Origin of the sequence: Pseudomonas izuensis (genome assembly GCF_009861505.1) — a bacterium.
GTDB lineage: Bacteria > Pseudomonadota > Gammaproteobacteria > Pseudomonadales > Pseudomonadaceae > Aquipseudomonas > Aquipseudomonas izuensis.
In genome coordinates this window covers 190,646-215,770 of record NZ_WTFT01000026.1, presented here as the reverse complement: position 1 = coordinate 215,770, position 25,125 = coordinate 190,646, and the positions used below count along the sequence as shown (strand labels likewise).

General features: G+C 58.2%; 23 protein-coding genes. 12 read left to right on the top strand and 11 right to left on the bottom strand.

Translation table 11 applies throughout. The features are described 5' to 3' along the window. Window positions 1-467: 467 nt before the first annotated feature. From msrQ to GPL81_RS21955, 6 genes are all read right to left on the bottom strand, one after another. Window positions 468-1,088 (bottom strand): protein-methionine-sulfoxide reductase heme-binding subunit MsrQ, encoded by a 621-nt coding sequence (gene msrQ, locus GPL81_RS21980; protein ID WP_160108418.1) that lies wholly within the window; start codon window positions 1,086-1,088, stop codon window positions 468-470. Then, a complete protein-coding gene (gene msrP / locus GPL81_RS21975; protein WP_160108417.1) occupies window positions 1,088-2,101 on the bottom strand; it encodes a protein-methionine-sulfoxide reductase catalytic subunit MsrP in 1,014 nt (337 codons plus the stop codon). Before msrP ends, msrQ begins: the two co-directional genes overlap by 1 nt. Before the next feature lie 63 nt (window positions 2,102-2,164). Next, window positions 2,165-3,022 carry a CDP-diacylglycerol--serine O-phosphatidyltransferase gene (gene pssA, locus GPL81_RS21970; RefSeq protein ID WP_096515186.1) on the bottom strand — a complete coding sequence of 286 codons (858 nt, stop codon included), beginning with the start codon at window positions 3,020-3,022 and terminating at the stop codon, window positions 2,165-2,167. A 145-nt stretch (window positions 3,023-3,167) separates the two neighbouring features. Next, window positions 3,168-4,184: a ketol-acid reductoisomerase gene (gene ilvC / locus GPL81_RS21965; protein WP_003228216.1), complete on the bottom strand. Its 1,017-nt coding sequence runs from the start codon at window positions 4,182-4,184 to the stop codon at window positions 3,168-3,170. 48 nt (window positions 4,185-4,232) lie between these two features. Beyond that, window positions 4,233-4,724, bottom strand: a complete 492-nt coding sequence (gene ilvN, locus GPL81_RS21960) for an acetolactate synthase small subunit (protein WP_003176102.1) — start codon at window positions 4,722-4,724, stop codon at window positions 4,233-4,235. A 2-nt stretch (window positions 4,725-4,726) separates the two neighbouring features. Then, window positions 4,727-6,451 carry an acetolactate synthase 3 large subunit gene (locus tag GPL81_RS21955; protein ID WP_160108416.1) on the bottom strand — a complete coding sequence of 575 codons (1,725 nt, stop codon included), beginning with the start codon at window positions 6,449-6,451 and terminating at the stop codon, window positions 4,727-4,729. 400 nt (window positions 6,452-6,851) lie between these two features. On the opposite strand from GPL81_RS21955, the gene GPL81_RS21950 reads away from it, so the two are divergent. Further along, a complete protein-coding gene (locus GPL81_RS21950) occupies window positions 6,852-7,274 on the top strand; it encodes a DUF4124 domain-containing protein (protein WP_160108415.1) in 423 nt (140 codons plus the stop codon). 56 nt (window positions 7,275-7,330) lie between these two features. Here the strand turns inward: GPL81_RS21950 and GPL81_RS21945 are convergent, their stop codons facing one another. From GPL81_RS21945 to mrcB, 3 genes are read right to left on the bottom strand one after another with little or no spacing between them, the layout of a single operon-like run. Then, window positions 7,331-7,666 (bottom strand): YqcC family protein, encoded by a 336-nt coding sequence (locus tag GPL81_RS21945; protein WP_160108414.1) that lies wholly within the window; start codon window positions 7,664-7,666, stop codon window positions 7,331-7,333. After that, window positions 7,666-8,400 (bottom strand): hypothetical protein, encoded by a 735-nt coding sequence (locus tag GPL81_RS21940; RefSeq protein WP_160108413.1) that lies wholly within the window; start codon window positions 8,398-8,400, stop codon window positions 7,666-7,668. Before GPL81_RS21940 ends, GPL81_RS21945 begins: the two co-directional genes overlap by 1 nt. Window positions 8,401-8,416: 16 nt before the next feature. Continuing rightward, on the bottom strand, window positions 8,417-10,741 hold the full coding sequence (gene mrcB / locus GPL81_RS21935) for a penicillin-binding protein 1B (RefSeq protein ID WP_160108412.1): 2,325 nt from the start codon (window positions 10,739-10,741) through the stop codon (window positions 8,417-8,419). A gap of 117 nt (window positions 10,742-10,858) precedes the next feature. On the opposite strand from mrcB, the gene GPL81_RS21930 reads away from it, so the two are divergent. The 4 genes from GPL81_RS21930 to GPL81_RS21915 all read left to right on the top strand — a co-directional run bounded on the left by GPL81_RS21930 (window position 10,859) and on the right by GPL81_RS21915 (window position 14,029). After that, the gene (locus tag GPL81_RS21930; RefSeq protein WP_160108411.1) at window positions 10,859-12,415 is read left to right on the top strand and encodes a bifunctional aminoglycoside phosphotransferase/ATP-binding protein; all 1,557 of its coding nucleotides are present in this window, start codon (window positions 10,859-10,861) and stop codon (window positions 12,413-12,415) included. 91 nt (window positions 12,416-12,506) lie between these two features. Continuing rightward, window positions 12,507-12,851, top strand: coding sequence for a pentapeptide repeat-containing protein (locus tag GPL81_RS21925; protein ID WP_096515177.1), 345 nt, complete (start codon window positions 12,507-12,509; stop codon window positions 12,849-12,851). Window positions 12,852-13,073: 222 nt separating this feature from the next. Further along, window positions 13,074-13,346: a TfoX/Sxy family protein gene (locus GPL81_RS21920; protein WP_096515175.1), complete on the top strand. Its 273-nt coding sequence runs from the start codon at window positions 13,074-13,076 to the stop codon at window positions 13,344-13,346. 365 nt (window positions 13,347-13,711) lie between these two features. Beyond that, a complete protein-coding gene (locus GPL81_RS21915; RefSeq protein ID WP_096515173.1) occupies window positions 13,712-14,029 on the top strand; it encodes a Rieske (2Fe-2S) protein in 318 nt (105 codons plus the stop codon). Here GPL81_RS21915 and sfsA read toward each other — a convergent pair. Further along, window positions 14,026-14,739 carry a DNA/RNA nuclease SfsA gene (gene sfsA / locus GPL81_RS21910; RefSeq protein WP_160108410.1) on the bottom strand — a complete coding sequence of 238 codons (714 nt, stop codon included), beginning with the start codon at window positions 14,737-14,739 and terminating at the stop codon, window positions 14,026-14,028. The two genes, GPL81_RS21915 and sfsA, sit on opposite strands and share 4 nt — an antisense overlap. Further along, on the bottom strand, window positions 14,739-15,911 hold the full coding sequence (locus tag GPL81_RS21905; RefSeq protein WP_160108409.1) for a pyridoxal phosphate-dependent aminotransferase: 1,173 nt from the start codon (window positions 15,909-15,911) through the stop codon (window positions 14,739-14,741). Before GPL81_RS21905 ends, sfsA begins: the two co-directional genes overlap by 1 nt. A gap of 333 nt (window positions 15,912-16,244) precedes the next feature. Between GPL81_RS21905 and dksA the strand changes: the two genes are divergently transcribed. From dksA to folK, 7 genes are all read left to right on the top strand, one after another. Next, entirely contained in the window at window positions 16,245-16,688 is a 444-nt protein-coding gene (dksA, locus tag GPL81_RS21900) for an RNA polymerase-binding protein DksA (protein ID WP_093230212.1), read from the top strand. A gap of 160 nt (window positions 16,689-16,848) precedes the next feature. After that, a complete protein-coding gene (gene gluQRS, locus GPL81_RS21895) occupies window positions 16,849-17,745 on the top strand; it encodes a tRNA glutamyl-Q(34) synthetase GluQRS (protein WP_160108408.1) in 897 nt (298 codons plus the stop codon). A gap of 77 nt (window positions 17,746-17,822) precedes the next feature. Further along, complete coding sequence (locus GPL81_RS21890) at window positions 17,823-17,999, top strand: hypothetical protein (RefSeq protein WP_003176118.1); 177 nt, start codon at window positions 17,823-17,825, stop codon at window positions 17,997-17,999. Next, a complete protein-coding gene (locus tag GPL81_RS21885) occupies window positions 17,983-20,937 on the top strand; it encodes a sensor histidine kinase (RefSeq protein ID WP_172901649.1) in 2,955 nt (984 codons plus the stop codon). Before GPL81_RS21890 ends, GPL81_RS21885 begins: the two co-directional genes overlap by 17 nt. Window positions 20,938-20,959: 22 nt before the next feature. Then, window positions 20,960-22,399, top strand: coding sequence for a sigma-54-dependent transcriptional regulator (locus GPL81_RS21880; RefSeq protein ID WP_160108407.1), 1,440 nt, complete (start codon window positions 20,960-20,962; stop codon window positions 22,397-22,399). Between the two features lie 812 nt (window positions 22,400-23,211). After that, window positions 23,212-24,612 (top strand): polynucleotide adenylyltransferase PcnB, encoded by a 1,401-nt coding sequence (locus GPL81_RS21875; RefSeq protein WP_178122618.1) that lies wholly within the window; start codon window positions 23,212-23,214, stop codon window positions 24,610-24,612. Between the two features lie 3 nt (window positions 24,613-24,615). Further along, a complete protein-coding gene (gene folK / locus GPL81_RS21870; protein ID WP_160108405.1) occupies window positions 24,616-25,101 on the top strand; it encodes a 2-amino-4-hydroxy-6-hydroxymethyldihydropteridine diphosphokinase in 486 nt (161 codons plus the stop codon). Window positions 25,102-25,125: the final 24 nt, after the last annotated feature.

The following is a 25,125-nucleotide window of genomic DNA, read 5'->3' as shown; positions in this document are numbered from 1 at the left end:
GAAAACCCTAAACTTGGCTCAGCAATCGTTGGTTACATCTTTGATTTCTCGCGGAGTAACTTGTGATGCTGATAATCTGTTGACTAGCAGTCTGATACCACAAGCACCCACACGAATTGCTTGATTCAGTTGTTAAAGAGCGGTTGGTTAAGCACTTTCGTCTCAACCGAGGCGCGCATTCTACAGCAGCCTCATTTGCTGTCAAGTGATTTGTTTCAGAAGCTTTCAAGGAATCCTTAACAACTTCAACCACTTGCGCTGTCGATCTCTCGTCAGCGGGAGGCGAATTCTACAGCGTTACTCGCTGCTGTCAACACCTCTTTTTCAACTCCCTTTCGACTTCGATGACCTGAAGCAACTCACTGTCGAAAACTGCGTAACTCATTGTTTACCAAGGAGTTTTCCGTTTCGACTGCGCCGGAAGTGGGGCGAATTATAGGCTTCCAGAATCTGCCGTCAACCATTAATTACGCCTTTTTGGCAGAAGAGGCCTTTTTAGCCACTAAACGGGGGATTCGCCGAGTTACCGGTGGCAGGCGCAACACTAACAGCAACGAACTTATGGCCGCGTAGATCGACCACTCTTTAAGATCTGCGCGCACGATCCAGAGCATATGCAGCAATCCAAGTCCGAGCACCACGTATGCCAGGCGATGCAACATCTTCCAGCGCGAGCCCAAGCGCCGCTGGCTATAGCGATTGGAAGTTCCAGCCAAAGCCAGCAGACACACAACCCCCAAAGCTCCAACAATGATGTAGGGACGCTTGCGCAACTCGACGCCCAGCTGCGACCAGTCAAATCCGAGAATGAACGCCAGATAGGCGCTCAAATGCAGGACCACATACGCGAAGCACCACAGACCCAGTTGCCGGCGAACGGCAATCCAGCCCGCCCAGCCGGTGAGTCTCTGCAGCGGCGTCATGCTTAACGTAATAAGCAACAGAACAAGCGCCCCCAATCCCAACCGATCAACCAACACCTTGCCTGGATCAGGCCCCAGCACGTCCTCCCAGGCTTGATACAACCAAAGCAGCGGCCAAATCGCTGCAGCGATGAAAACACCCACACGCCAGAACTGATATCGCATCAATAATTCTTCCGCAGATCGAGCCCTGTATATAGAGAAGCGACTTCATCCGCGTAGCCATTGAACATCTGCGTGTCACGTACATTCGGCTTGAACAGGCCACTCGGCAAGCGCCGCTCACGAGCCTGAGTCCACCGCGGATGATCGACCGTAGGGTTCACATTCGCATAGAAGCCATATTCATCCGAGGCGATGCTCTGCCAGGTCGTTTTCGGCTGCTCACTCACCAGACTGATTCGCACAATAGACTTGATACTTTTGAAGCCGTATTTCCACGGCACGACCAAACGCAGCGGTGCACCGTTCTGATTCGGCAACTCGCGCCCGTACATCCCCACCGCCAGAATCGCCAAAGGGTTCATCGCTTCATCCAGTCGCAACCCTTCCACATATGGCCAATCGATCAAGGCAAACCCCGAGCGCTGCCCCGGCATGCTCTTGGGGTCTTCAAGGGTTTCGAAACGAATGAATTTGGCTTTTGATGTGGGTTCCACCCGGTTGAGCAACGCCGAAATGGGAAAACCTATCCATGGAATGACCATCGACCAGGCTTCCACGCAACGGAGGCGGTAAATGCGCTCTTCCAATTGATAAGGCTTCATGAAGTCTTCCAGTGCATAGCGCCCCGGCTTGGCCACCTCACCATCCACCACCACCGTCCACGGCTCAGTCTTTAATGTACCGGCATTGGCAGCCGGATCACCTTTGTCCGTGCCGAACTCATAGAAGTTGTTGTAGTGGGTTGCATCCTTGAATGGCGTTATCGCCTCATCCCTGACGTTAACCGCCCCCCACTTGATGGACGCAAGCTTTTCGCTGAACCATGAAGGCGCCTTGCCAGGCTCGACGTCTGCATACCGCGCCGCATCACCGGCACCCGCCCACCGTGGCAGACTGCTCAAGGCCAGGCCGGTAACGGCAGCACCCAAAACATTGCGTCGAGAAAGGTAGATGGATTCAGGCGTGACATCCGACTCATGGCAGTCGGACGCTTTGGGAATTTTGATCAGCATGACCACTCCGCAGCATTGGAGAACAGATGCACCAACAGACTGCGGAGTATGAGGGAAATTACATCACTCGACGCTTTTGCGCCGACGAAGATGTAACAAGTACTGCACGGGGCCGGATGCTGCGTAGGCGAGGAAAACCAGCAGCAAAATGCGCGGTGGATCACTGAACACCACAGCAAACACCAATACTACGGCGAGAATCGCAACGAATGGCACGCGTCCTTTCAGATCCAGCTCCTTGAAGCTGTTGTACTTGATGTTGCTGACCATCAGCATGCCCGCAGCCGCAACCATTAGCGCCACCAGGAAAGACATCTTGGAGCCCTGGATGCCGTAATCACTGAAGGCCCAGACAATGCCCGCAACAACACCCGCCGCCGCCGGACTGGCAAGGCCAATGAAGTAGCGCTTGTCCGCCGTGCCGACTTGAGTGTTGAAACGCGCGAGACGCAGCGCCGCACCCGCAACATAAATGAAGGCAACCATCCAGCCGACCTTACCCATGTCACCCAAGGCCCAACCGAAGGCCAGCAATGCCGGCGCAACACCAAAGGCAACCATGTCCGACAGCGAGTCGTACTCGGCACCAAAGGCGCTCTGGGTATTGGTCATGCGTGCAACCCGACCATCGAGGCCGTCGAGTACCATCGCAACGAAAATCGCGATGGCGGCAAACGCAAAGTACTTGCTCGCATTGATCGAGTCGCCGGCGCTCAAGGCTGCCTGGGCGCTCATCGAGTTGATGATGGAGTAAAACCCTGCGAACAGGTTCGCAGTGGTGAATAGATTCGGCAGAAGATAGATACCACGATGCCGGACTTTACGGCCTTCAGCGTCATGCCCCTCTTCGACATGCTCATCGATGGGCAGCAGGCTTTCGGCGTCAGAGGCCTGGTTTGGCTCTTCGGGACGTTCGCTCATGGACAATACCTTGCAACGGGGTGGAAAGTTTCGACAGACATCTGCGACAACGGTTCGCGTCGCAAAGGATGCAGCTTTATACCAGAACCGGCCGGCCAAACGAAAAAACGCGGCCTAGGCCGCGTTTTTCGTACAAGTGCCAGACTTAGTTTTTGGCTTTGTCGACGATCTTGTTGGCACCGATCCACGGCATCATGGAGCGCAGTTGCTCGCCGATGATTTCGATACCGTGAGCGGCGTTGTTACGACGCTTGGCAGTCATCGAAGGATAACCGGTAGCGCCTTCGCTGATGAACATCTTGGCGTATTCGCCGTCCTGAATACGTTTCAGGGCGTTGCGCATGGCCTGACGGGATTCGGCGTTGATCACTTCCGGACCAGTCACGTACTCACCGTATTCGGCGTTGTTGGAGATCGAGTAGTTCATGTTGGCGATACCGCCTTCGTACATGAGGTCAACGATCAGCTTCAGTTCGTGCAGGCACTCGAAGTAGGCCATTTCCGGCGCGTAGCCAGCTTCAACCAGGGTTTCGAAACCGGCTTTGACCAGTTCAACGGTACCACCGCACAGAACGGCTTGTTCGCCGAACAGGTCGGTTTCGGTCTCGTCCTTGAAAGTGGTTTCGATGATGCCGGTACGACCGCCACCAACACCGGCAGCGTACGACAGAGCGACGTTCTTGGCGTTGCCCGAGGCGTCCTGGTAGATAGCGATCAGGTCAGGGATACCGCCACCCTTCACGAACTCGGAACGTACGGTGTGACCTGGAGCCTTCGGCGCGATCATGATCACGTCGAGGTCGGCGCGCGGAACAACCTGGTTGTAGTGGATCGCGAAGCCGTGGGAGAAGGCCAGGGTGGCGCCTTTCTTGATGTTCGGCTCGATTTCGTTCTTGTACAGGGAGGACTGGAACTCGTCCGGGGTCAAGATCATGACCAGGTCGGCAGCTGCAACAGCGGAAGCAACGTCGGTCACTTTCAGGCCGTGGGCTTCAGCCTTGGCAACGGTAGCCGACCCCTTACGCAGGCCAACGGTAACGTCAACGCCGGAGTCTTTCAAGTTGCACGCTTGAGCGTGACCCTGGGAACCGTAACCGATGATGGCAACTTTCTTGCCCTGGATGATCGACAGGTCGCAGTCTTTATCGTAGAAAACTTTCATGAATTTCCCCTATATATCCAGGCCGTTCAGGCCATTCGCTAATTTGGTTTAGATGCTGAGTACTTTGTCGCCGCGGGCAATCCCGGTGACGCCACTGCGGACGGTCTCCAGAATCGAGGCGGTGCCGATGGACTGGATGAAGCTGTCGAGCTTGTCGCTGGTACCGGTCAATTGAACGGTATACACGCTGGCGCTGACATCGACGATCTGTCCACGGTAAATATCGGTGGTGCGTTTGATCTCGGCGCGCTGGGCGCCGGTGGCCTTGACCTTGACCAGCATCAGTTCGCGCTCGATGTGAGCACTTTCCGACAAGTCGACCAATTTGACCACTTCGATCAGTTTGTTCAGGTTCTTGGTGATCTGCTCGATGACTTCATCGTGGCCAACAGTGGTCAGCGTCAGACGCGACAGAGTCGGGTCTTCGGTTGGTGCCACAGTCAGGCTTTCAATGTTGTAGTTACGCTGCGAGAACAGGCCGACTACGCGAGACAAGGCGCCAGGTTCGTTTTCCAGAAGCAAGGAAATAATGTGCCGCATGATTAAGTACGCTCCGTCTTGCTCAGCCACATATCGCGCATGGAGCCGTCTTTGATCTGCATCGGGTAGACGTGCTCGCTGGTGTCGACCGCAATATCGATGACCACCAGGCGATCTTTCATGGCGAACGCTTCTTCCATCTTCGACTTCAAGTCTTTCGAGTCGGTAATGCGTACGCCAACGTGACCGTAGGCCTCTGCCAACTTGACGAAGTCAGGCAGCGACTCCATGTAAGAGTGCGAGTGACGACTGCCGTAACTCATGTCTTGCCACTGGCGAACCATGCCCAGCACACCATTGTTCAGGATGACGATTTTTACCGGCAAACCGTATTGCAGGCAGGTCGACAGCTCCTGAATGTTCATCTGGATACTGCCCTCGCCCGTCACGCAGACGACATCATCATCCGGAAAGCTCAACTTGATGCCCATGGCCGCCGGGAAACCGAAACCCATGGTGCCCAGGCCACCGGAGTTGATCCAGCGGTTAGGCTTATTGAACTTGTAGTACTGCGCCGCGAACATCTGGTGCTGGCCCACGTCGGAGGCGACAAAGGCATCACCCTTGGTCACTTCACACAGGGTTTCGACCACGGCCTGCGGCTTGATGACACTGCCATCGCCCTTGTCGTAAGGGAACAGACCACGGTCACCGCGCCACTCATCCACCTGTTTCCACCAACTGGCCACGGCATCCTTATTAGGAGCCTCACCGATTTCCTTGAGGATCGCGACCATTTCGGTCAGGACGCTCTCCACCGGACCCACGATAGGCACGTCGGCCTTGATGGTCTTGGAAATCGAGGCAGGATCGATGTCGATATGAATGATCTTGGCGTTCGGGCAGAACTTCGATGCGCCATTGATTACGCGGTCGTCGAAACGCGCACCAACGGCCAGGATCACGTCAGCATGATGCATCGCCAGGTTGGCGGTGTAGCTGCCGTGCATGCCGAGCATGCCGATGAACTGACGGTCGGTACCAGGATAACCACCCAGCCCCATCAGGGTGTTGGTCACTGGCAGGTTGAGCATTTTCGCCAGCTCGGTCAGCGGTGCGGAACCGTTGCCGAGAATCACGCCGCCGCCGGAGTACAGCACAGGACGCTTGGCCGCCAGAAGCATCTCCGCCGCTTTGCGGATTTGCCCGGAGTGACCGCGAACGGCCGGGCTGTAGGAGCGCAACTTGGCTTTTTTCGGGAAGACGTATTCGAACTTCTCGGCCGGGTTGGTCATGTCTTTCGGGATATCGACAACGACCGGACCAGGACGACCGGATTGCGCCAGGTAGAAGGCTTTCTTCATGACCTCCGGGATTTCCGACGCGTGCTTGATCATGAAGCTGTGTTTCACGATCGGCCGGGAGATACCGATCATGTCGGTTTCCTGGAATGCGTCGGTGCCTACCATGGTGCTCGGCACCTGGCCGGAAATGACCACCATCGGAATGGAGTCCATATAGGCCGTGGCGATACCGGTGATGGCATTGGTTGCCCCCGGGCCGGAAGTCACCAGTACCACACCAGCCTTGCCGGTGGCACGGGCGTAACCGTCAGCCATATGGGTAGCAGCCTGCTCGTGACGAACCAGGATGTGGGTCACTTCCGGTTCTTTGAACAGGGCATCGTAGACATGAAGAAGAGCACCACCCGGGTACCCGTAGATATATTTGACGCCTTCGTCACGCAAAAAGCGGACGAGCATCTCACCGCCAGATAAAAGCTCCACGTTGCTCACCTCTAAAACGCCAGAATACCGCCCACGAAAAATGGGACGGGTCTTAATAGGTTTACTTCTCAGCAGAGCATGAGCGACGGTGGTCGCCGACTACGTCAGCACTGACTGAGCAAGTATTGGGATCGTCCCAAGTGTTGCGGGCCTTTCCCACCCAGCGCGAGGTAACGCGTTGCGGGTGTAACAGGTCGGCGCGGATGTGCGCCTCATGATCTGCTGAGTGGGTCTGCTTCTGGCAGTCCCTCTACAGCGGACTTTGGATTCTTCTGTTTCGTCCCCTGCAAGTCAAGTCGTCTATGTGCTTTATTGAACTAAGCACATGAGAAAGCAAGAAAAAACCGTGAAACCTCAAGTGTGTTAGCTTCAATTGCGCAACCCGAGACAAGGAAATCACATGCGAGCGTTTTTCCTGACCGCCGGCCTGCTGATTGGCCTGAGCCCATTTAGCATGGCCGCCCAGATTTATAAGTGGGTCGATACCCAGGGCGTCACTCATTACGATGCGCAACCGCCTTCGGGCCAGCACGCCACTGTTGTCGTGACGCCCTCCCCGCCCACCTCCAATCCGACCATCCCCAAGAGCAGCGGTACGATTGGCGATCAACAGACCATCGATAGAAACGTCAAAAAGCAAGTCGCCGATCAGCGAGCAGAATTGAAAGTATTTTGTGAGCAGGCACGTACGAACCTGGCGCAGTTGCAAAACAATCCGCGGCTCAGGGAGGAGGTGGATGGAGAACTGCGTCGCCTGGACGACACTCAACGGCAAGAGCGCATAGGCGAAACGCAAAAACAGATAGCGGAGAACTGCCAGTAACCATTTGTAGGAGCTGTCGAGTGAAACGAGGCAGCTCCTACAAAGGATCGGGGGGGTCAGCGGGCTGCGGTGATCAGTTGATCGAACTCCTTGAGCAGCACCTGCAGCTGTCGATCCTTGCCCTGAACATTACGGGAAGCAAAGACCATTTCGGCCATCTCCTGAATCCCCGAGGCGTTCGGCAAGGGTAAATTTTGCTCCAAAATCATTTTCATGCGCGGCAGAAAGATCCATTGCAACCACTGCTCGAAGTCCAGCGTATCGACCGAAAACGGCTCAACGCTGGAAAGCGCCTCAGCGGATGGCGGGACATCATCCCACCACCCTTGCACCCGCAATTCACGTTCGATCAGCAGCAACTGCTCGGCAATCTTTGGAAAACGTACATCCATCACGACGAAACCTTTGCCTTCTGGCGAGCCAATGCCGCGCCAGCGGAATCACCTTGTTTCTCACGCGCCTGGGCAATCAGCTCCCACAGGTTGGCCTGTAGCGCCGGACGGCCACTGGCGAAGGTCAGACCACGACGGGCGAACTGTTCAGCCTGCGCAGCATCACCTTGAGCCATGCGCACCTGCGCCAAACGATAAAGCACCTGCGGCTCACGCGGGGCGACACGCTGGGCGCGCTCGAGACTTGAAGAAGCACCATTGAGGTCACCGCCGGCCTGCTGCTGTTGAGCAGTCGTCAACAGCGCCAGTACCGGACCGTCCAGTTGCTCATCGGCAGACAAACCACCAGAGCTGGCAGAAGGAATTCCGCTCGGCGTCGACGGCATGCTGTAGGTGCCCTGATTGATGGGTGCAGATTGCACCGGCGAAGTATCAATCGGGCCCGGCGTAATCGGACCTGGGGTAATCGGTGTAGTGCTGATCGGTGTCGACGTCGTCGCGCCACCACCTGGCACCATCACGACCACGCCGGTATCACCTTGCGGAATTTCCTGAACCCGGGCTTGTGCAGGACGCTTGACTGTCGATTGACGGAAACCGCCATTCGTCGAGACTCGCTCACTGTTGGAGACGTTGGTACCGGAGTCCTCAACCGGAATCGAGCCACGCTGCACGGAGGAGCAACCGCTGAGCAAAGCCACGACGGCAACCGCTGGAATCAACCACTTGTTCACTTGAAACCCTCTTCGCTTAATTCATCCAGCCCTTGACCCAATCCATCACCGTTTCGCCAGGCGTGGGGCTTTCGCCACCACAAGCAGCACCGGGAGGCGGTTCGCTGCCGCGAATATACGGCATCTGCACGGCGCCTGGGCAGTTGGCATCGGAGCCTTGCCCGGTCCGGGAATCAACCCAGGCCTGAACGATATTATCCGGCTGAGGCATGTCCAGCGGCAACGGGTCGGCCTTGCGCATGAAACTGGTCCAGACCTGCAATGCACCGGTGGCACCGGTGAATGGTGTCTTGCCGTTGTCATCCCGGCCCAACCAGACCACCGCCAGCAGATCCTGACTGAAACCGGCGAACCAGCTGTCCCGCGAATCGTTACTGGTACCGGTCTTGCCCGCCAGCGTCAGGGTTTTCGGCAACACGTTGTAAACCGAACTGCCCGTGCCTTCACGCATGACTCGTTGCATGGCGCTCTGGATCAAGTAGATGGAAGCCGGGTCGAAACGCTGCTGAATCTGGAACGGATAACGCTTGAGCGGCTCACCTTCGGCGGTCAGTACGCTGCGAATCCCGCGCATCGGCGTATTGAAACCACCGTTGGCAAGGGTTTGATACATGGTCGCCACTTCAATCGGGGTCATACCACCCGCCCCCAGCAACATCGACGGGAAGGCTGGAAATTCACGACTCACACCCAGGCGTCCCAGAGTCTTGAGTACATTCGGCACACCGACCGCCAGACCGAGACGTGCGGTCGACAGGTTATAGGAGTGCGCCAGGCCTTGATAAAGGAAAACCGTGCCGTGGGAACGCCGATCATAGTTCTGCGGTTTCCAGACCTGACCGTCCGCACCTTTGACCGAGAAGGATTCGTCTGACAGCCAACTGGTCAATGTGTACTGGCTCGGCTTCTCGAGCGCTGTCAGATAAACCGCCGGCTTGATCAGCGAGCCGATCGGTCGCACCGCGTCCAGTGCACGGTTGAAGCCGGCGAAACTGGCCTGGCGACTGCCAATCATGGCCTGGACTTCACCGGTTTCCGGGTTGGTCACGACCATCGCCGCTTCAACATCATCGGAACCCTTGCGCCCGGACAGGCGTTTAAAGGTGTCGTTGACCGACGCTTCAGCCTTCATCTGCAGGATCGGATCGAAGCTGGTGAAGATGCGCAGGCCTTCTTCGGTCAAGTCTTCATCGCGATAGTCTTCGCGCAATTGACGCTTGACCAGATCGAGGAAGCCAGGGAATGAGCTATCAGCCAGCTTGCCTCGCGTTGTCACGCCCAACGGCATTTTCTTCGCGGCGGCGACCTGCTCGGCGGTGGCGACACCTTGTTGCTCAAGCACATCGAGCACCAGATTGCGCCGTTCGAGTGCCCGCTCAGGATTGCGACGCGGGTTGTAGTAAGACGGGCCCTTGACCATGCCCACCAGCATCGCGACTTGATGCAGCTTCAGTTCGGACAATGGCTGCCCGAAGAAGAACTGACTGGCCAGACCGAAACCATGCACCGCCCGCTGACCATCCTGGCCGACGAACACTTCATTGAGGTAAGCCTCAAGAATGTCTCGTTTGTCGTAATGGAGCTCAAGCAACATCGCCATCATGGCTTCGGTGAGCTTGCGGCTCAGGCTGCGTTCGCTGGTCAGGTAGAAGTTCTTGACCAGTTGTTGCGTCAGCGTACTGCCGCCCTGGGTCATCTTGCCGCCAGAGGTGTTGACGTAGATGGCTCGTACAATCGATTTGGGCGACACGCCCCAGTGGCTATAGAAATCCCGGTCTTCCACGGCGACCAGCGTTTCCAGCAGATACGGCGGGACCTGATCGATTTTAATCAGAATGCGGTCTTCGAGGTTCTTCGGGTAAATCCCACCGATCAAAAGCGGTTCCAGGCGAACCACGGAGAGCTTCGAACCGTTCGTCGCCGAGAGTTCGGCGACATAGTCACCAGAGAAACGCACACGCACCGGTTGAGCATTCTCCATGCCCTCATAGAACTGGAAGCCACGGGTATTCAAGTCGACGGTATTGCCATTGACCGCCGCCGCACCCGGGCCATTGCTGACGCTTTCGCGTCGGTAACCCAAAGCATCAAGCTCGGTCAGAAAATCGTCCCGGCTCAGCTTTTGTCCGACGAACAGCTCAAGCGGACGCGCGTATACCTTGGCCGGAATCGTCCAGCGCTTGCCGGAAAACTTCTCCTGCACGATAGCATCGAGGTAAACCGCGAATCCGGCCAGCACCACAAGGCCGACCAGACTGAGTTTAAGGGCCCAGCCCAGCCAGGGCCGCAGGCCTCGGGAAGGTGGTTTTTTAGGGGTACGGGGGGTTCGAGTACGAGTCATGGCGGCGGATTATACGCACTTTATTCATACTCAACAGGAGGCCTCCGAGTTTGCGTTAGGCTGGCCAGCCGCCATAATGACGACCTGAATTTTTCCAGTCTCTGAAGGACCACCCCTGTGAGCCAGTCCCTGATCGCCGCTTTGCAAAACCCGGCCCTCTATCCGCATCCGGTAGACGGGTTCCAGGTCATCGAGACCCATATTTCCTGGGTACTACTCACTGGCCCCTATGCTTATAAAGTGAAGAAGCCGGTCAACTTCGGTTTTCTCGATTTCACCAGCCTTGAGGCTCGTAAGCATTTCTGCGGCGAAGAGCTGCGCTTGAACCAACGCCTGACAGACGATTTGTATCTTGAAGTGTTGCCAGTCACTGGCAGCGCCGAAGCACCGCAACTGGGCGGCGAAGGTCCGGCTATCGAATATGTGCTGAAAATGCGCCAGTTCCCGCAAAACGGTTTGCTCAGCACCCTGCAGGCCAATGGTGAACTGACCCCCTCGCACATCGACGCGATGGCGGCACAAATCGCCCGGTTCCACCTCAGCGCACCGAAAGTCCCGGCCGAACACGACGCCGGCACCCCGGACAGTGTCATGGCGCCGGTGCGGCAGAACTTCGAACAGATTCGCCCGTTCCTCAGCGACAAGGCTGACCTGCTGCAACTCGACGCCCTGCAAGCCTGGGCCGAGAGCAGCTTCGAGCGCCTCAAACCGGTGTTCACCCAGCGCAAGGCCGAGGGCTTCATCCGCGAATGCCATGGTGACATTCATTTGGGTAACGCCACGGTGATCGATGGCAACGTCGTGATTTTCGACTGCATCGAATTCAACGAACCGTTCCGTTTCACCGATGTGTATGCCGATGCCGGTTTCCTGGCAATGGACCTGGAAGACCGCGGCCTGAAGTGCCTGGCCCGCCGGTTCATCAGCCAGTACCTGGAGTTGACCGGCGATTACCAGGGCCTGGAGCTGCTCAACTTCTATAAAGCCTACCGCGCACTGGTTCGCGCCAAGGTCAGCCTGTTCAGCATGCCGGCCGACGCCACCCCGGTACAGCGCGCAACCACCCTGCGCCAGTACCGTACCTACGCCAACCTGGCAGAAAGCTACAGCACCATTCCTTCGCGCTTCATGGCCATTACCCACGGTGTTTCCGCTGTCGGCAAAAGCCACGTGGCGATGCGCCTGGTAGAAGCCTTGGGCGCGATTCGCCTGCGCTCCGATGTTGAACGCAAACGCCTGTTCGGCGAACAAAAGGTGGCAAATGACCTGCAGGCCGGCATTTATAGTGCCGACGCCAGCACCGCGACCTATAACCGCCTGCATGAAATTGCTGCCGTTATCCTTCACGCGGGCTTCCCGGTGGTGATCGATGCCACTTACCTCAAGCACGATCAGCGCGACAGCGCGGCGAACATTGCCGAAGCCTCGGGTACGCCCTTCCTGATCCTCGACTGCCATGCGCCGCAAGCCGTGATCGAGAGTTGGCTGGCCCTGCGCCAGGCAGACAAGACAGATCCATCCGACGCAACCCTGGCAGTCATCGAAGCGCAGCAAGCCAGTCGCGAAGCCCTGACACCGGCAGAAATCCTGCGCAGCAAACGCGTCCAGACCAATGAAAGCGGAACGCTCGATACAGTCGTGGCACAAATTCGCCAACGCCTGCCTGGTCTGTAAAAAACTATTTCAGCCGTGGGGTCTTCGCCGGCTTCACGGCTGCCAAGTAGTGGCACTATACTGGCGTCATAAAACCAACAGGTGATGCGACATGAGCCAGCCGAAACTTCTCGACACCCCGCTGTATGCCTTGCTGCACAAAGATGACATCACGGGTTTCAACAATGAACGTCCGAAAGACGGCCCTATCGACATGGTTGGCGGAGACTTCCGTGGCCTGGATTTGCGCGAGTTGAACGCCGACGGCATCGACTTTACCGATGCCTACTTCCGCTCCGCCGATCTGCGCGGCATCGACTTTCGCAACGCTTCGCTTGAAGGCGCGAGCCTGGCCCATGCGCAAATTTCCGGCGCATATTTTCCGGCGGAGCTGAGTGCTGACGAGATTTTGATGTCGATGAATTTCGGCACTCGACTGCGTTATCGCACCCGCTGACCATCCGCGTAAATTGACAAGTCCGGTGCCCCCGCTTCGCACGGGACTCGGGGCAGATTTGACTCTCTTCCCCTTCCATTCGCCAATGTTCACGCCCCCGCAAGCGCCCGCCCTTTAGAAGCATTTGCGTCAAAAACGATCAAACAAACACGCTTTTTCAACTGATGGCTACACTCCTGAGAAGCTTGCCCACGCACCATTCGGCCATCGCAAGGAGGCTTGATGAATGATGAACTGCAGCACCTTAAGAATCTTGGCAAGACGTCGGCGCAGTGGCTGCATGCAGTGGGCATCCACAGCGCTTCGGACTTGCGTCGCCTGGGGGCGGTGGACGCTTATCGGGCCGTGCGCACGCGCGGTTTCCGGGCGTCCAAGGTGTTGTTGTATGCAATCGAAGGCGCCCTGATGGACGTGCACTGGAACGACATTCCCGCCGAACGTAAAGAAGCCCTGAATAAACAGCTGGAAGCCATTTCGTCACGTCACAAGATTTGAACGAGCGCCGTTTGCCATCCTGATCAGGGAAGAAATGCAATGGCGCTCACTAAAAACGACAGATCAATATTCAATAGTTACAAGGACTTAACCAGCACGTACGACACAAAGAACGCAAATGGGAAATCACCTGTTGACTTGGTAATGAGAATCGATATGATTATCACAACTGGTCGCGAGACTGGTCGATATTCTGAATAGCCCTTGGTTCGGACTCTCAGATTATCTCCTCATCAGGCTAATCACGGTTATTTGACCCGGCTTTTGCCGGGTCTTTTTTTGCCCGTGATATGTAGAAACCCAAGTATCCTGTGCACCCCGGCACCTGCACCCGCCGGGCAAGACTGCACGACCTGAGGAAAGGCATGAAACTTCTGTGTACAGGCATTGAGTTGGCCGACGCCAGCAGCCGCGGGTTCGAGCTCGACGGGCAAAAGCTATTTGCCGTGCGTCGGGACAGCAAGGTTTACGTCTACATCAATCGCTGCCCGCACCGCGGCGTTGGCCTGGAATGGACCCCTGACCAGTTTCTGGACCCCAGCAACAGCCTGATCCAGTGCGCAACCCACGGCGCCCTGTTTTTGATCGAGGACGGCGAATGTGTCGCCGGCCCCTGCGCGGGACAATCGCTGACGCGTGTCGACTGCCGCGAAGATGCACAGGGAATCTGGGTCAGCCTTTAACCGCCGAGCAATACTTCCAGACGCCGATCCACCACCATCTCCTCATGGGTCAGGCGCACGCCATAGGCCAGCACTTCGACCCCGCATGCCACGGCTTCACGCAAGGCATCTGCGTAGGCCGAATCGATTTCTTCGGCCGGGCGCACGGCTTCGATGCCCGTCAGGTTCACGCAGTACAACTGCACTGCACGAATCCCGTCCCGGGCCAGATGGGCCAACTCGCGCAGGTGCTTGGCCCCGCGCTGGGTCACCGCATCGGGAAACGCCGCCACCGCGATGCCGTCGAAACCCAGAGTGACACTTTTGACTTCCACATAGGCCGGCCCGCCGGGGTATTCGAGACGAAAATCGATCCGACTCTTCTCCTGACCGTAGGCCACTTCGCGCTTGAGTCCGGTAAAGCCGTTCAGCTCGGTAATAACCCCGGCTTGCAGCGCTTCCTCGATCAATGCATTGGCCCGACCGGTGTTCACGCAAAAATGGCGGCCGTGCGGGGTCTCACCGATTTCCCAGGTGCCGGGCAATTTGCGCTTGGGGTCATTGGAGCGGCTGAACCAGACCTGCCCGCCTTCGACCTGACAATTGAGCATCGAGCCGGTGTTCGGACAGTGGATGGTCAGCAATTCGCCACCCACGGTTTCGATATCGGCGAGAAAACGCTTGTAACGGCGAATCAGGCGACCTTCTTCGAGGGGAGGATGAAAACGCATCAGCCTTGCCAGCTTCGCAGGCCGCGAGCGATACGTTCCACCGATTCCTGCAAACGCTCCAGATTTTGCGTGTACGCAAAACGCACGTGGTGCCCTGCCTGGTAACGCCCGAAGTCGAGTCCCGGCGTAAATGCCACATGCTCGGTTTCGAGGAAATGCCGGCAAAACGAGAAGGCATCGCCGCCGAACTTGCTGATATCAGCGTACAAGTAGAACGCGCCTTCCGGCTCAACGGCAATTCCGAAGCCCAGTTCCCGCAGGGCCGGCAAAAGGTAATCCCGACGTCGACCGAATTCGGCGCGGCGCTCTTCCAGAATGCTGATGGTCGCTGGCTCGAAACAGGCCAAGGCCGCGTGCTGGGCCATGCTTGGGGCGCTGATGTAGAGGTTCTGGGCAAGTTTCTCCAACTCACCGACAGCCGCATCGGGTGCCACCAGCCAGCCCAGTCGCCAACCGGTCATTCCGAAATACTTCGAAAAGCTGTTAAGCACAAAGGCACTGTCGTCGACTTCCAGCACGCTGGCGGCTTCGGTGCCATAGGTCAGGCCGTGGTAGATCTCGTCCACCACCAGATGTCCGTGGCGCTGCTTGATGGCAGTGGACAGCCCCGCCAGTTCGTCGCGCGTAAGGATCGTCCCCGTAGGGTTGGCCGGGGATGCCACCAGCGCGCCCACGCTGTCGTGATCCCAATGCCGTTCGATCAGATCCGGCGTCAGTTGATAGCGCACCTCCGGACCTACGGGAACAAGCTGCGCGGCGCCCTCCACCAGGCGCAGGAAATGCCGGTTGCACGGGTATCCCGGGTCCGCCAGCAGCCAATGCTTGCCCGGATCCACCAGCAAGGCACTGGCCAGCAACAGTGCACCGGAACCGCCAGGCGTGATGAGAATGCGCCGCGGATCGATGTTCAAGCCATAACGCTGCTGATAAAAGCCCGATATGGCCTCACGCAACTCTGGAATTCCGCGCGCGGCGGTGTAACGGGTCTTCCCTGACGCCAGTGCGGCCTGGCCGGCGCGTATGATCGGCTCGGCAGTGGTAAAGTCCGGCTCGCCGATCTCCAGGTGAATCACATCGTGACCGGCGGCCTGTAATTCATTGGCCCGCGCCAGCAATGCCATGACATGAAAGGGTTCGATCGCGCGACTGCGAGCACTGTAGGACTGAGCCATTGGCCTTCCTTCAACGAAGAAAAGAATCGATTCTACCCAAGCGCAGGAACGAGCGAGAAACTAAAGCGGTCAGAGCCGTATGACCCAGACCCAAAACGACTCGAGCGAGTGCCCAAGGTTTGACTAAAATCAATAATTGATCAGGGCTCCATAGCCACCGGACGGCGCTTTGCCATCCTTTGCAAGCACCGCTGGCCGCGGCCTCGACATCCGGGAGTAGCGCGCTCTGATTTGATCTGGTAAGTTCGCCCGCTTGCAGCCGCAGGGCCGGCGGGTGCCGGTGATGGAGCAATCCTGCGCAGATGGATTACAAGAGTAGAGGCGGTCTATTTCATGTCCACCCAAGCAAAGCAACAGGCAGTCCAGCCGATCAGCGGCTTCGAACCCTACAAAGAAGCTCCGGGCGAGGAGTACATGGGCAAGCCCATGCGCGCGCACTTCACCAAGGTCCTGAATCAGTGGAAAAAAGAGCTGATGGAAGGGGTCGACAAGACCGTGGACCACATGAAGGACGAAGCGGCCAACTTCCCTGATCCGGCAGACCGTGCCAGCCAGGAAGAAGAATTCGCCCTCGAACTGCGAGCCCGCGATCGCGAGCGCAAGTTGATCAAGAAGATCGACAAAACGCTGCAATTGATCGAAGACGAAGAGTACGGCTGGTGCGAATCCTGCGGCGTCGAAATCGGCGTCAAGCGCCTGGAAGCCCGCCCAACCGCCGACATGTGCGTCGACTGCAAGACCCTGGCGGAAATCAAGGAAAAACAAGTCGGCAAGTAATGTCGACCTGAATGAAAAACGGAGCGTGCGAACGCTCCGTTTTTGTTTCTACTTTTCATGATATTTGTAGGAGCCGGCTTGCCGGCGATGGCGATTTCAATGACGCCTTCGCCAGCAAGCCAGCTCCTACAGAATGCTTAGCCACCCTTTAAGTCTTGCTATGACCACCCTCTCCACACCCGCCTACATCGGACGCTTCGCCCCCACGCCCAGTGGCCACCTGCATTTCGGCTCACTGGTCGCCGCGCTGGCTTCATACCTCGACGCGCGCTCTGTGGGTGGTCGCTGGTTGATGCGCATGGAAGATCTCGATCCGCCCCGTGAAGAACCCGGCGCACAGGCGGCGATCCTCAAGGCACTGGAGAGCTATGGTTTCGAGTGGGATGGCGAGATGGTCCGCCAGAGCGACCGGCACGATGCCTACGCCGAAGTGCTCAATCGCCTGTTCAATCATGGGTTGGCCTACGCTTGCACCTGTTCGCGCAAGCAACTGGAACCGTACCGCGGGATCTATCCGGGACTGTGCCGCAACGCCGGGCATGGCACCGAAGATGCCGCAATCCGGATCCGCGTGCCTGAGCTGGACTACCACTTCATTGACCGCGTTCAAGGTGAGTTCCATCAACACCTGGGCCGGGATGTCGGTGATTTCGTGATTCGCCGCCGTGACGGGCTTTACGCTTACCAACTGGCAGTGGTGCTGGATGATGCCTGGCAGGGCATCACCGATATCGTACGCGGCGCCGACCTGCTCGACTCCACGCCACGCCAGCTCTACCTGCAAGAGCTGCTCGGCCTGCGGCAACCGCGTTATCTGCACATCCCGCTGATCACTCAGCCCGATGGCCATAAACTCGGTAAGTCCTATCGCTCACCGCCATTGACCGAAGATCAGGCAACGCCTTTGTTGCTGCGAGCCTTGCGCGCGCTGGGACAAACTCCCGGTGCCGAGCTGGCTTACGCCTCGCCGAAGGAAGTGCTGAAATGGGGTGTCGACCACTGGGACGCGAACCTGATCCCGCGCACACTGAGCCTGCCCGAGGCGCAGCTACAGTGATCGTGCTTGCAGTGGCGCGCCCATCCGTTACCATCGCCGCACGTTTTCGGGCACGCGCATAAAAAAGAGAGGCCGGGATGTACATCTATCGCTTGGTCCTGCTCCTGGTAGTGGGGATTTACCTGTTTTCCCCGGCCATCATGGATTGGTGGATCGACGCCACTGGCGCCTGGTATCGCCCTTATCTGCTCTGGCTGATCCTGATCGTCGTGACCTTCATCCTGCAGAGCCAAAAAGATGCCGATGAGCTTTAGCCTGACCCAGATGATCCTGATCAGCGCCGCCTACCTGGCGGTGCTGTTCGGCGTGGCCTGGATCAGTGAACGGGGCATGATCCCCCGGGCGATCATTCGCCACCCGCTCACTTACACCCTGTCGCTGGGGGTCTATGCCAGTGCCTGGGCGTTTTATGGCACCGTGGGCCTGGCTTATCAGTACGGTTACGGTTTCCTGTCCAGTTATCTCGGGGTGTCCGGGGCATTCCTGCTGGCGCCGGTGTTGCTGTACCCGATCCTCAAGATCACCCGTACATATCAGCTGTCGTCCCTGGCGGACCTGTTCGCGTTTCGCTTCCGCAGTACCTGGGCCGGCGCGCTGACCACGATCTTCATGCTGGTCGGGGTACTGCCGTTGCTGGCGCTGCAGATTCAGGCGGTGGCCGATTCAATCGGCATCCTCACCCGCGAACCGGTACAACATCGCGTAGCCCTGAGCTTCTGCGCCCTGATTACCCTCTTCACGATTTTCTTCGGTTCCCGGCACATCGCCACCCGCGAGAAGCACGAAGGCCTGGTGTTCGCGATTGCCTTCGAATCGGTGATCAAGTTGATCGCGCTGGGCGGTGTCGGGCTGTATGCGCTGTACGGCGTGTTCGACGGCCCGCAACAGCTTGAGCTTTGGCTGCTGCAAAATCAGACTGCCCTCGCCGCCTTGCACACACCCTTGCAGGAAGGCCCGTGGCGTACACTGCTGCTGGTGTTTTTCGCCTCGGCGATCGTGATGCCGCACATGTACCACATGACATTCACCGAAAACCTCAATCCGCGCTCGCTGGTCAGCGCGAGTTGGGGCTTGCCGCTGTTCCTGTTGCTGATGAGCCTGGCGGTACCGCTGATTCTCTGGGCCGGGCTGAAACTCGGCGCCACCACCAACCCTGAATACTTCACGCTCGGCATCGGCATCGCCGCCAACAGCAAAGCGTTGGCGTTGCTGGCGTATGTCGGCGGATTGTCCGCTGCCAGTGGCCTGATCATCGTCACGACGCTTGCGCTGTCGGGGATGGCCCTGAACCACCTGGTGTTGCCGCTGTATCAGCCTCCGGCAGAAGGCAATATCTACCGCTGGCTAAAGTGGACACGCCGGGCACTGATTGTCGCGATCATCATGGCCGGGTACGGTTTCTACCTGTTGCTGGGCGCAGAACAGGACCTGGCCAACCTCGGCATCGTCGCGTTTGTTGCCACCTTGCAGTTCCTGCCGGGCGTGCTCTCGGTTCTGTATTGGCCGACCGCCAACCGTCGCGGCTTCATCGCCGGCCTGCTGGCCGGGATCCTGGTGTGGCTGGTGACCATGTTGCTGCCGCTGGTCGGCAACCTGCAGGGCTTCTACATCCCGCTGCTGAACATGATCTACGTTCTGGACGACACCAGCTGGCACATGGCGGCAATCGCCTCGCTGGCCGCCAACGTACTGATGTTCACCCTCATCTCGCTCTTCACCAATGCCAGTTCGGAAGAGGCCAGCGCAGCGGAGGCCTGCGCCGTGGACAATGTGCGTCGCCCGCAACGCCGCGAACTGCACGCCGCCTCGCCCCAGGAATTCGCCACGCAGCTTGCAAAACCATTGGGCGCCAAGGCAGCACAGAAAGAAGTCGAGCAGGCCCTGCGCGACCTCTATCTGCCATTCGACGAGCGCCGCCCCTATGCCTTGCGCCGCTTGCGTGACCGCATCGAAGCCAACCTCTCCGGCTTGATGGGCCCAAGCGTGGCCCAGGACATGGTAGAAACGTTCCTGCCGTACAAGGCCGGCGGCGAAAACTATGTCACCGAGGACATCCACTTCATCGAAAGCCGACTCGAGGATTACCATTCGCGCCTGACCGGACTGGCCGCCGAACTCGATGCTTTGCGCCGCTACCACCGCCAGACCCTGCAGGAATTGCCGATGGGTGTGTGTTCGCTGGCCAAGGATCAGGAAATCCTCATGTGGAACAAAGCCATGGAGGAACTGACCGGTATCGCCGCGCAACGGGTGGTCGGCTCGCGCCTGAGCACCATTGCCGACCCGTGGAAGGAGCTGCTGCAAGGTTTCATCAATGTCCCGGACGAGCATTTGCACAAGCAGCACCTGGCCCTCGATGGCCAGACGCGCTGGCTGAACCTGCACAAGGCCGCAATCGACGAGCCCCTCGCACCGGGCAACAGTGGCCTGGTGCTGCTGGTGGAAGACCTGACCGAAACCCAGATGCTCGAAGATAAACTGGTGCACTCCGAGCGCCTGGCCAGCATCGGTCGCCTCGCCGCCGGCGTGGCCCATGAAATCGGCAACCCGATCACCGGCATTGCATGTCTGGCGCAGAACCTGCGCGAAGAGCGCGAAGAAGACGGCGAACTCAAGGAAATCAGCGGGCAGATTCTCGAACAGACCAAACGCGTGTCGCGCATTGTCCAGTCGCTTATGAGCTTCGCCCATGCCGGCAGCCACCAGCACAGCGACGAGCCCGTCTGTCTGGCGGAAGTCGCCCAGGATGCCATCGGCCTTCTGGCCCTGAACCGACGCAATTTCGAAGTGCAGTTCTACAACCTGTGTGACCCCGAACACTGGGTCGAAGGCGACCCGCAACGGCTCGCCCAGGTGTTGATCAACCTGCTCTCGAACGCCCGTGATGCCTCGCCTCCGGGCAGCGCAGTACGCGTCAAGAGCGAAGCCGGCGAACACACGGTCGATTTGATCGTGGAAGACGAAGGCAGCGGGATCCCATCGAGCATCATGGACCGATTGTTCGAACCCTTTTTCACCACCAAGGACCCGGGTGAAGGCACCGGCCTGGGCCTTGCACTGGTCTATTCCATCGTTGAAGAGCATTATGGACAAATCACCATCGACAGCCCGGCTGATGTTCAGAGCCAACGCGGCACCCGTATCCGGGTGACATTACCGCGTCATGTCGAAGCGACGTCCGCTGTGAACTGAGACCGTCGAGAGAATCGAATCAATGCCGCACATTTTGATCGTCGAAGACGAAACAATTATCCGCTCCGCCTTGCGCCGCCTGCTGGAACGTAACCAGTACCAGGTCAGCGAAGCCGGTTCAGTGCAGGAAGCACAAGAACGCTTCACCATTCCCACGTTCGACCTGATCGTCAGTGACCTGCGCCTTCCGGGTGCACCGGGGACCGAATTGATCAAACTGGGCCAGGGCACTCCGGTGCTGATCATGACCAGCTACGCCAGCCTGCGTTCTGCGGTCGACTCGATGAAGATGGGCGCGGTGGATTACATCGCCAAGCCTTTCGACCACGACGAAATGCTCCAGGCTGTCGCGCGAATCCTGCGCGACCGCCAATCGGTGCAAGCCAGCGGTGAGCCGGTTGCCGGCAAAGTTGCCAATGGAGCGGCAAAACCGGGTATCGACAACAGCAACGGCGAGATTGGCATCATCGGCTCGTGCCCGCCGATGCAGGATCTGTACGTCAAGATTCGCAAAGTCGCGCCGACCGACTCCAATGTCCTGATCCAGGGGGAATCCGGTACCGGTAAAGAACTGGTGGCCCGTGCCCTGCACAACCTTTCCAGGCGAGCCAAGGCACCGATGATTTCGGTGAACTGCGCAGCCATCCCGGAAAGCCTGATCGAGTCCGAACTGTTCGGCCACGAAAAAGGCGCGTTCACGGGTGCCAGCGCCGGGCGTGCCGGCCTGGTGGAAGCAGCGGATGGTGGGACCTTGTTCCTCGACGAAATCGGCGAACTGCCCCTGGAAGCCCAGGCCCGACTGCTGCGGGTGCTGCAGGAAGGTGAAATTCGTCGGGTTGGCTCGGTCCAGTCGCAAAAAGTCGATGTGCGCCTGATCGCTGCGACTCACCGCGACCTCAAGAGCCTGGCGAAAATCGGCCAATTCCGGGAAGACTTGTATTACCGCCTCCACGTGATCGCCCTGAAACTGCCGGCCCTTCGCGAGCGCGGCAGCGACGTCAACGAAATTGCCAATGCGTTCCTCGCGCGGCAGAGCGCGCGAATCAACCGCACCGACCTGAAGTTCGCGCCGGACGCGGAACAAGCCATTCGCCATTACTCATGGCCAGGTAACGTTCGCGAGCTGGAAAATGCCGTCGAACGCGCCGTGATCCTGTGCGAGAGCCCGGAGATTTCTGCCGAGCTACTGGGTATCGACATCGAGCTGGGCGATCTGGAAGACGACGAATTCATTGGTCTGCCCCCACAGCAGGGCAACAACAACGCCGGCAACAACAACCACGAACCGACCGAAGACCTGTCCCTGGAAGACTACTTCCAGCACTTCGTGCTCGAGCATCAGGACCACATGACCGAAACCGAGCTGGCCCGCAAACTCGGGGTCAGCCGCAAATGCCTGTGGGAACGCCGTCAACGCCTGGGCATTCCACGGCGCAAGACCGGGGTGGCCAGCGAGAGCTGAACCGCACCTGTCTGATGTGCGGGTAACACGTGACATTGTGAAAAAAACTGTTACCTCAGATTTTTCACGTAACAGAAGCCGGGGCTTACGGTAACGAAACCCCGGCTTTTTTTCGCCTGCACAAACCCTATCAGCACACCTAACCCCTTGTTTTACTGGGCTTTGCAAAAGTTGGCACGCACCCTGCTATATGTTTGGTACAAGAACAATAACAAGCAATGCACAAGACAATAAAAATAAGACGAATCGACTCACGCACAATAAAAACAAGACGGCGAGAGGCGCAGCTAACTGATTCTTTTGGAGAGGCGTTGTATTTGGGGCTTGCCCCACGACCAGGCCGAGAACAACAAAAAACTGTCTTTAGACAGAGCCTGTACTGGTTGGATCGCAAGATCACTGCAACACAGCGACCAAAGCAATCCGTTTGCTCTTGGCTCCCGATTGGGAGGGTCATGAAGGAAAGCTTCATGGCAAGGGCACTCAACAAAAACAAGAAGCCCGAAACCAAAAATAAAAATAGAGCATGCAACTACTTCTTGGGGAGCTTCGGCTCCCCTTGTAGTTTCTGCGTTCCAGCCCTGCTTCCTGTAGGAGCGAGCTTGCTCGCGAAAAAAGCATGGACAATGCTGGGCATCTGGTTTTACGCGTTATCGTTCACGACCATCGCGAGCAATCGAGCGTCGACCGGCTGCTCCTACAGCTCATATCTGCTGTCTCCTACACCATCCCCCGACTAAATGCTAGAATCCCCGCCCATCATGCGGTCATTCTTCTGTTATGGCCGAATATTCCTTCAAACAGTGCATCCCATGCTGAAGAAGCTGTTCCAGTCATTCCATTCTCCCAAGCGTCCTACGCAACATATTCGCAGCACGCCTGAAGTGCTCAACAGCGGCCAACATTCGCTGCAAAAGGCACAATTCAGCCGCTATGCGGTGAATATCGTTGAACGCCTGCAGAGCGCCGGTTATCAGGCTTACCTGGTGGGTGGTTGCGTGCGCGACATGCTGCTGGGTATCACACCAAAAGATTTCGACGTTGCCACCAGCGCCACCCCCGAACAGGTACGGGCCGAATTCCGTAACGCGCGGATTATCGGGCGCCGATTCAAACTGGTGCATATCCACTTCGGCCGCGAAATCATCGAAGTCGCGACCTTCCGCGCCAATCACCCGCAAAACGATGAGGAAGAAGACAGCAACCAGTCTTCCCGCAACGAGAGCGGGCGCATCCTGCGCGACAACGTCTACGGCACCCTGGAGGAAGACGCGCAACGTCGCGATTTCACCATCAACGCCCTGTATTACGATCCGGTCAGCGAGCGCATCCTCGACTACGCCAACGGTGTACACGACATCCGCAACCACCTGATCCGCCTGATCGGTGATCCGAAGCAACGCTATCAGGAAGACCCGGTACGGATGCTGCGGGCCGTGCGTTTCGCGGCGAAGCTGAATTTCGGCATCGAAAAACACAGCGCCCTGCCGATCCGCGATCTGGCACCGATGCTGCGCGAGATCCCGGCGGCCCGCCTGTTCGAAGAAGTACTCAAGCTGTTCCTCTCCGGCCATGCCGCGGACACCTTCGAAATGCTGGTCGACCTGCAATTGTTCGATCCGCTGTTCCCGGCCAGTGCCGAGGCGCTGGAATACAACCCGACCTATACCCATACGCTGATCAGCGAAGCGCTGATCAACACCGACCTGCGGATCAAGCAGAACAAACCGGTGACCCCGGCGTTCCTGTTTGCCGCCCTGCTATGGCCTGCCCTGCCGGCTCGCGTATTGCGCCTGCAAGAACGTGGCATGCCACCGATTCCGGCAATGCAGGAAGCGGCTCACGAGCTGATTGCCGAACAGTGCCAGCGCATCGCGATCCCAAAACGCTTCACCATGCCGATCCGCGAGATCTGGGACATGCAGGAGCGCCTGCCACGGCGCAGCGGCAAACGTGCCGACCTGTTGCTGGACAACCCGCGCTTCCGCGCCGGTTACGACTTCCTGCTGCTGCGTGAAAGCGCGGGCGAGCAGACCGATGGCCTGGGTGAATGGTGGACGGACTATCAGGACGCCAACGACAGTGAGCGTCGCGACATGATCCGCGACCTCAGCGGCAAGGACGAAGGCACCGGTGCACCGCGCAAACGTCGCCGCAGCGGCGGCTCCAAGCGCAAGCGCGCCGCGGGCGTTTCGAGCACCTCGGGCGAGTAATCCATGGAACGCATCTATATCGGCATGGGCAGCAATCTTGCCGCCCCAGCCGAACAGTTGCGCAGCGCCGTCGCCGCGCTGTCGCAGCTGCCGCAATCGGAACTCGTCGGGGTTTCCGCCTTCTATCAAAGCGACTCGCTGCTCCCAGGCCAACCGCGCTACACCAATGCGGTCGCTGCCCTCGACAGCACCCTGGCACCGCTCGACCTGCTCGATGCGCTGCAAGCCATCGAGAACGAGCAAGGCCGCGAGCGGCTTGAACGCTGGGGGCCACGCACGCTGGACCTGGACATCCTGCTGTTCGGCGACCGGCTGATCGACGAACCTCGCCTCAAAGTCCCGCACTACCATATGCAGGAACGCGCCTTCGTGCTGTATCCATTGGCGGAGTTGGCGCCTGCCAACCTGCACCTGGCCGATGGCCGCACGCTGGCCGACATGCTCGAAGCCTGCCCGTTCGTCGGTCTGGAACGCCTGACTACAAATTGACACAAAACCTTGTAGGAGCGAGCC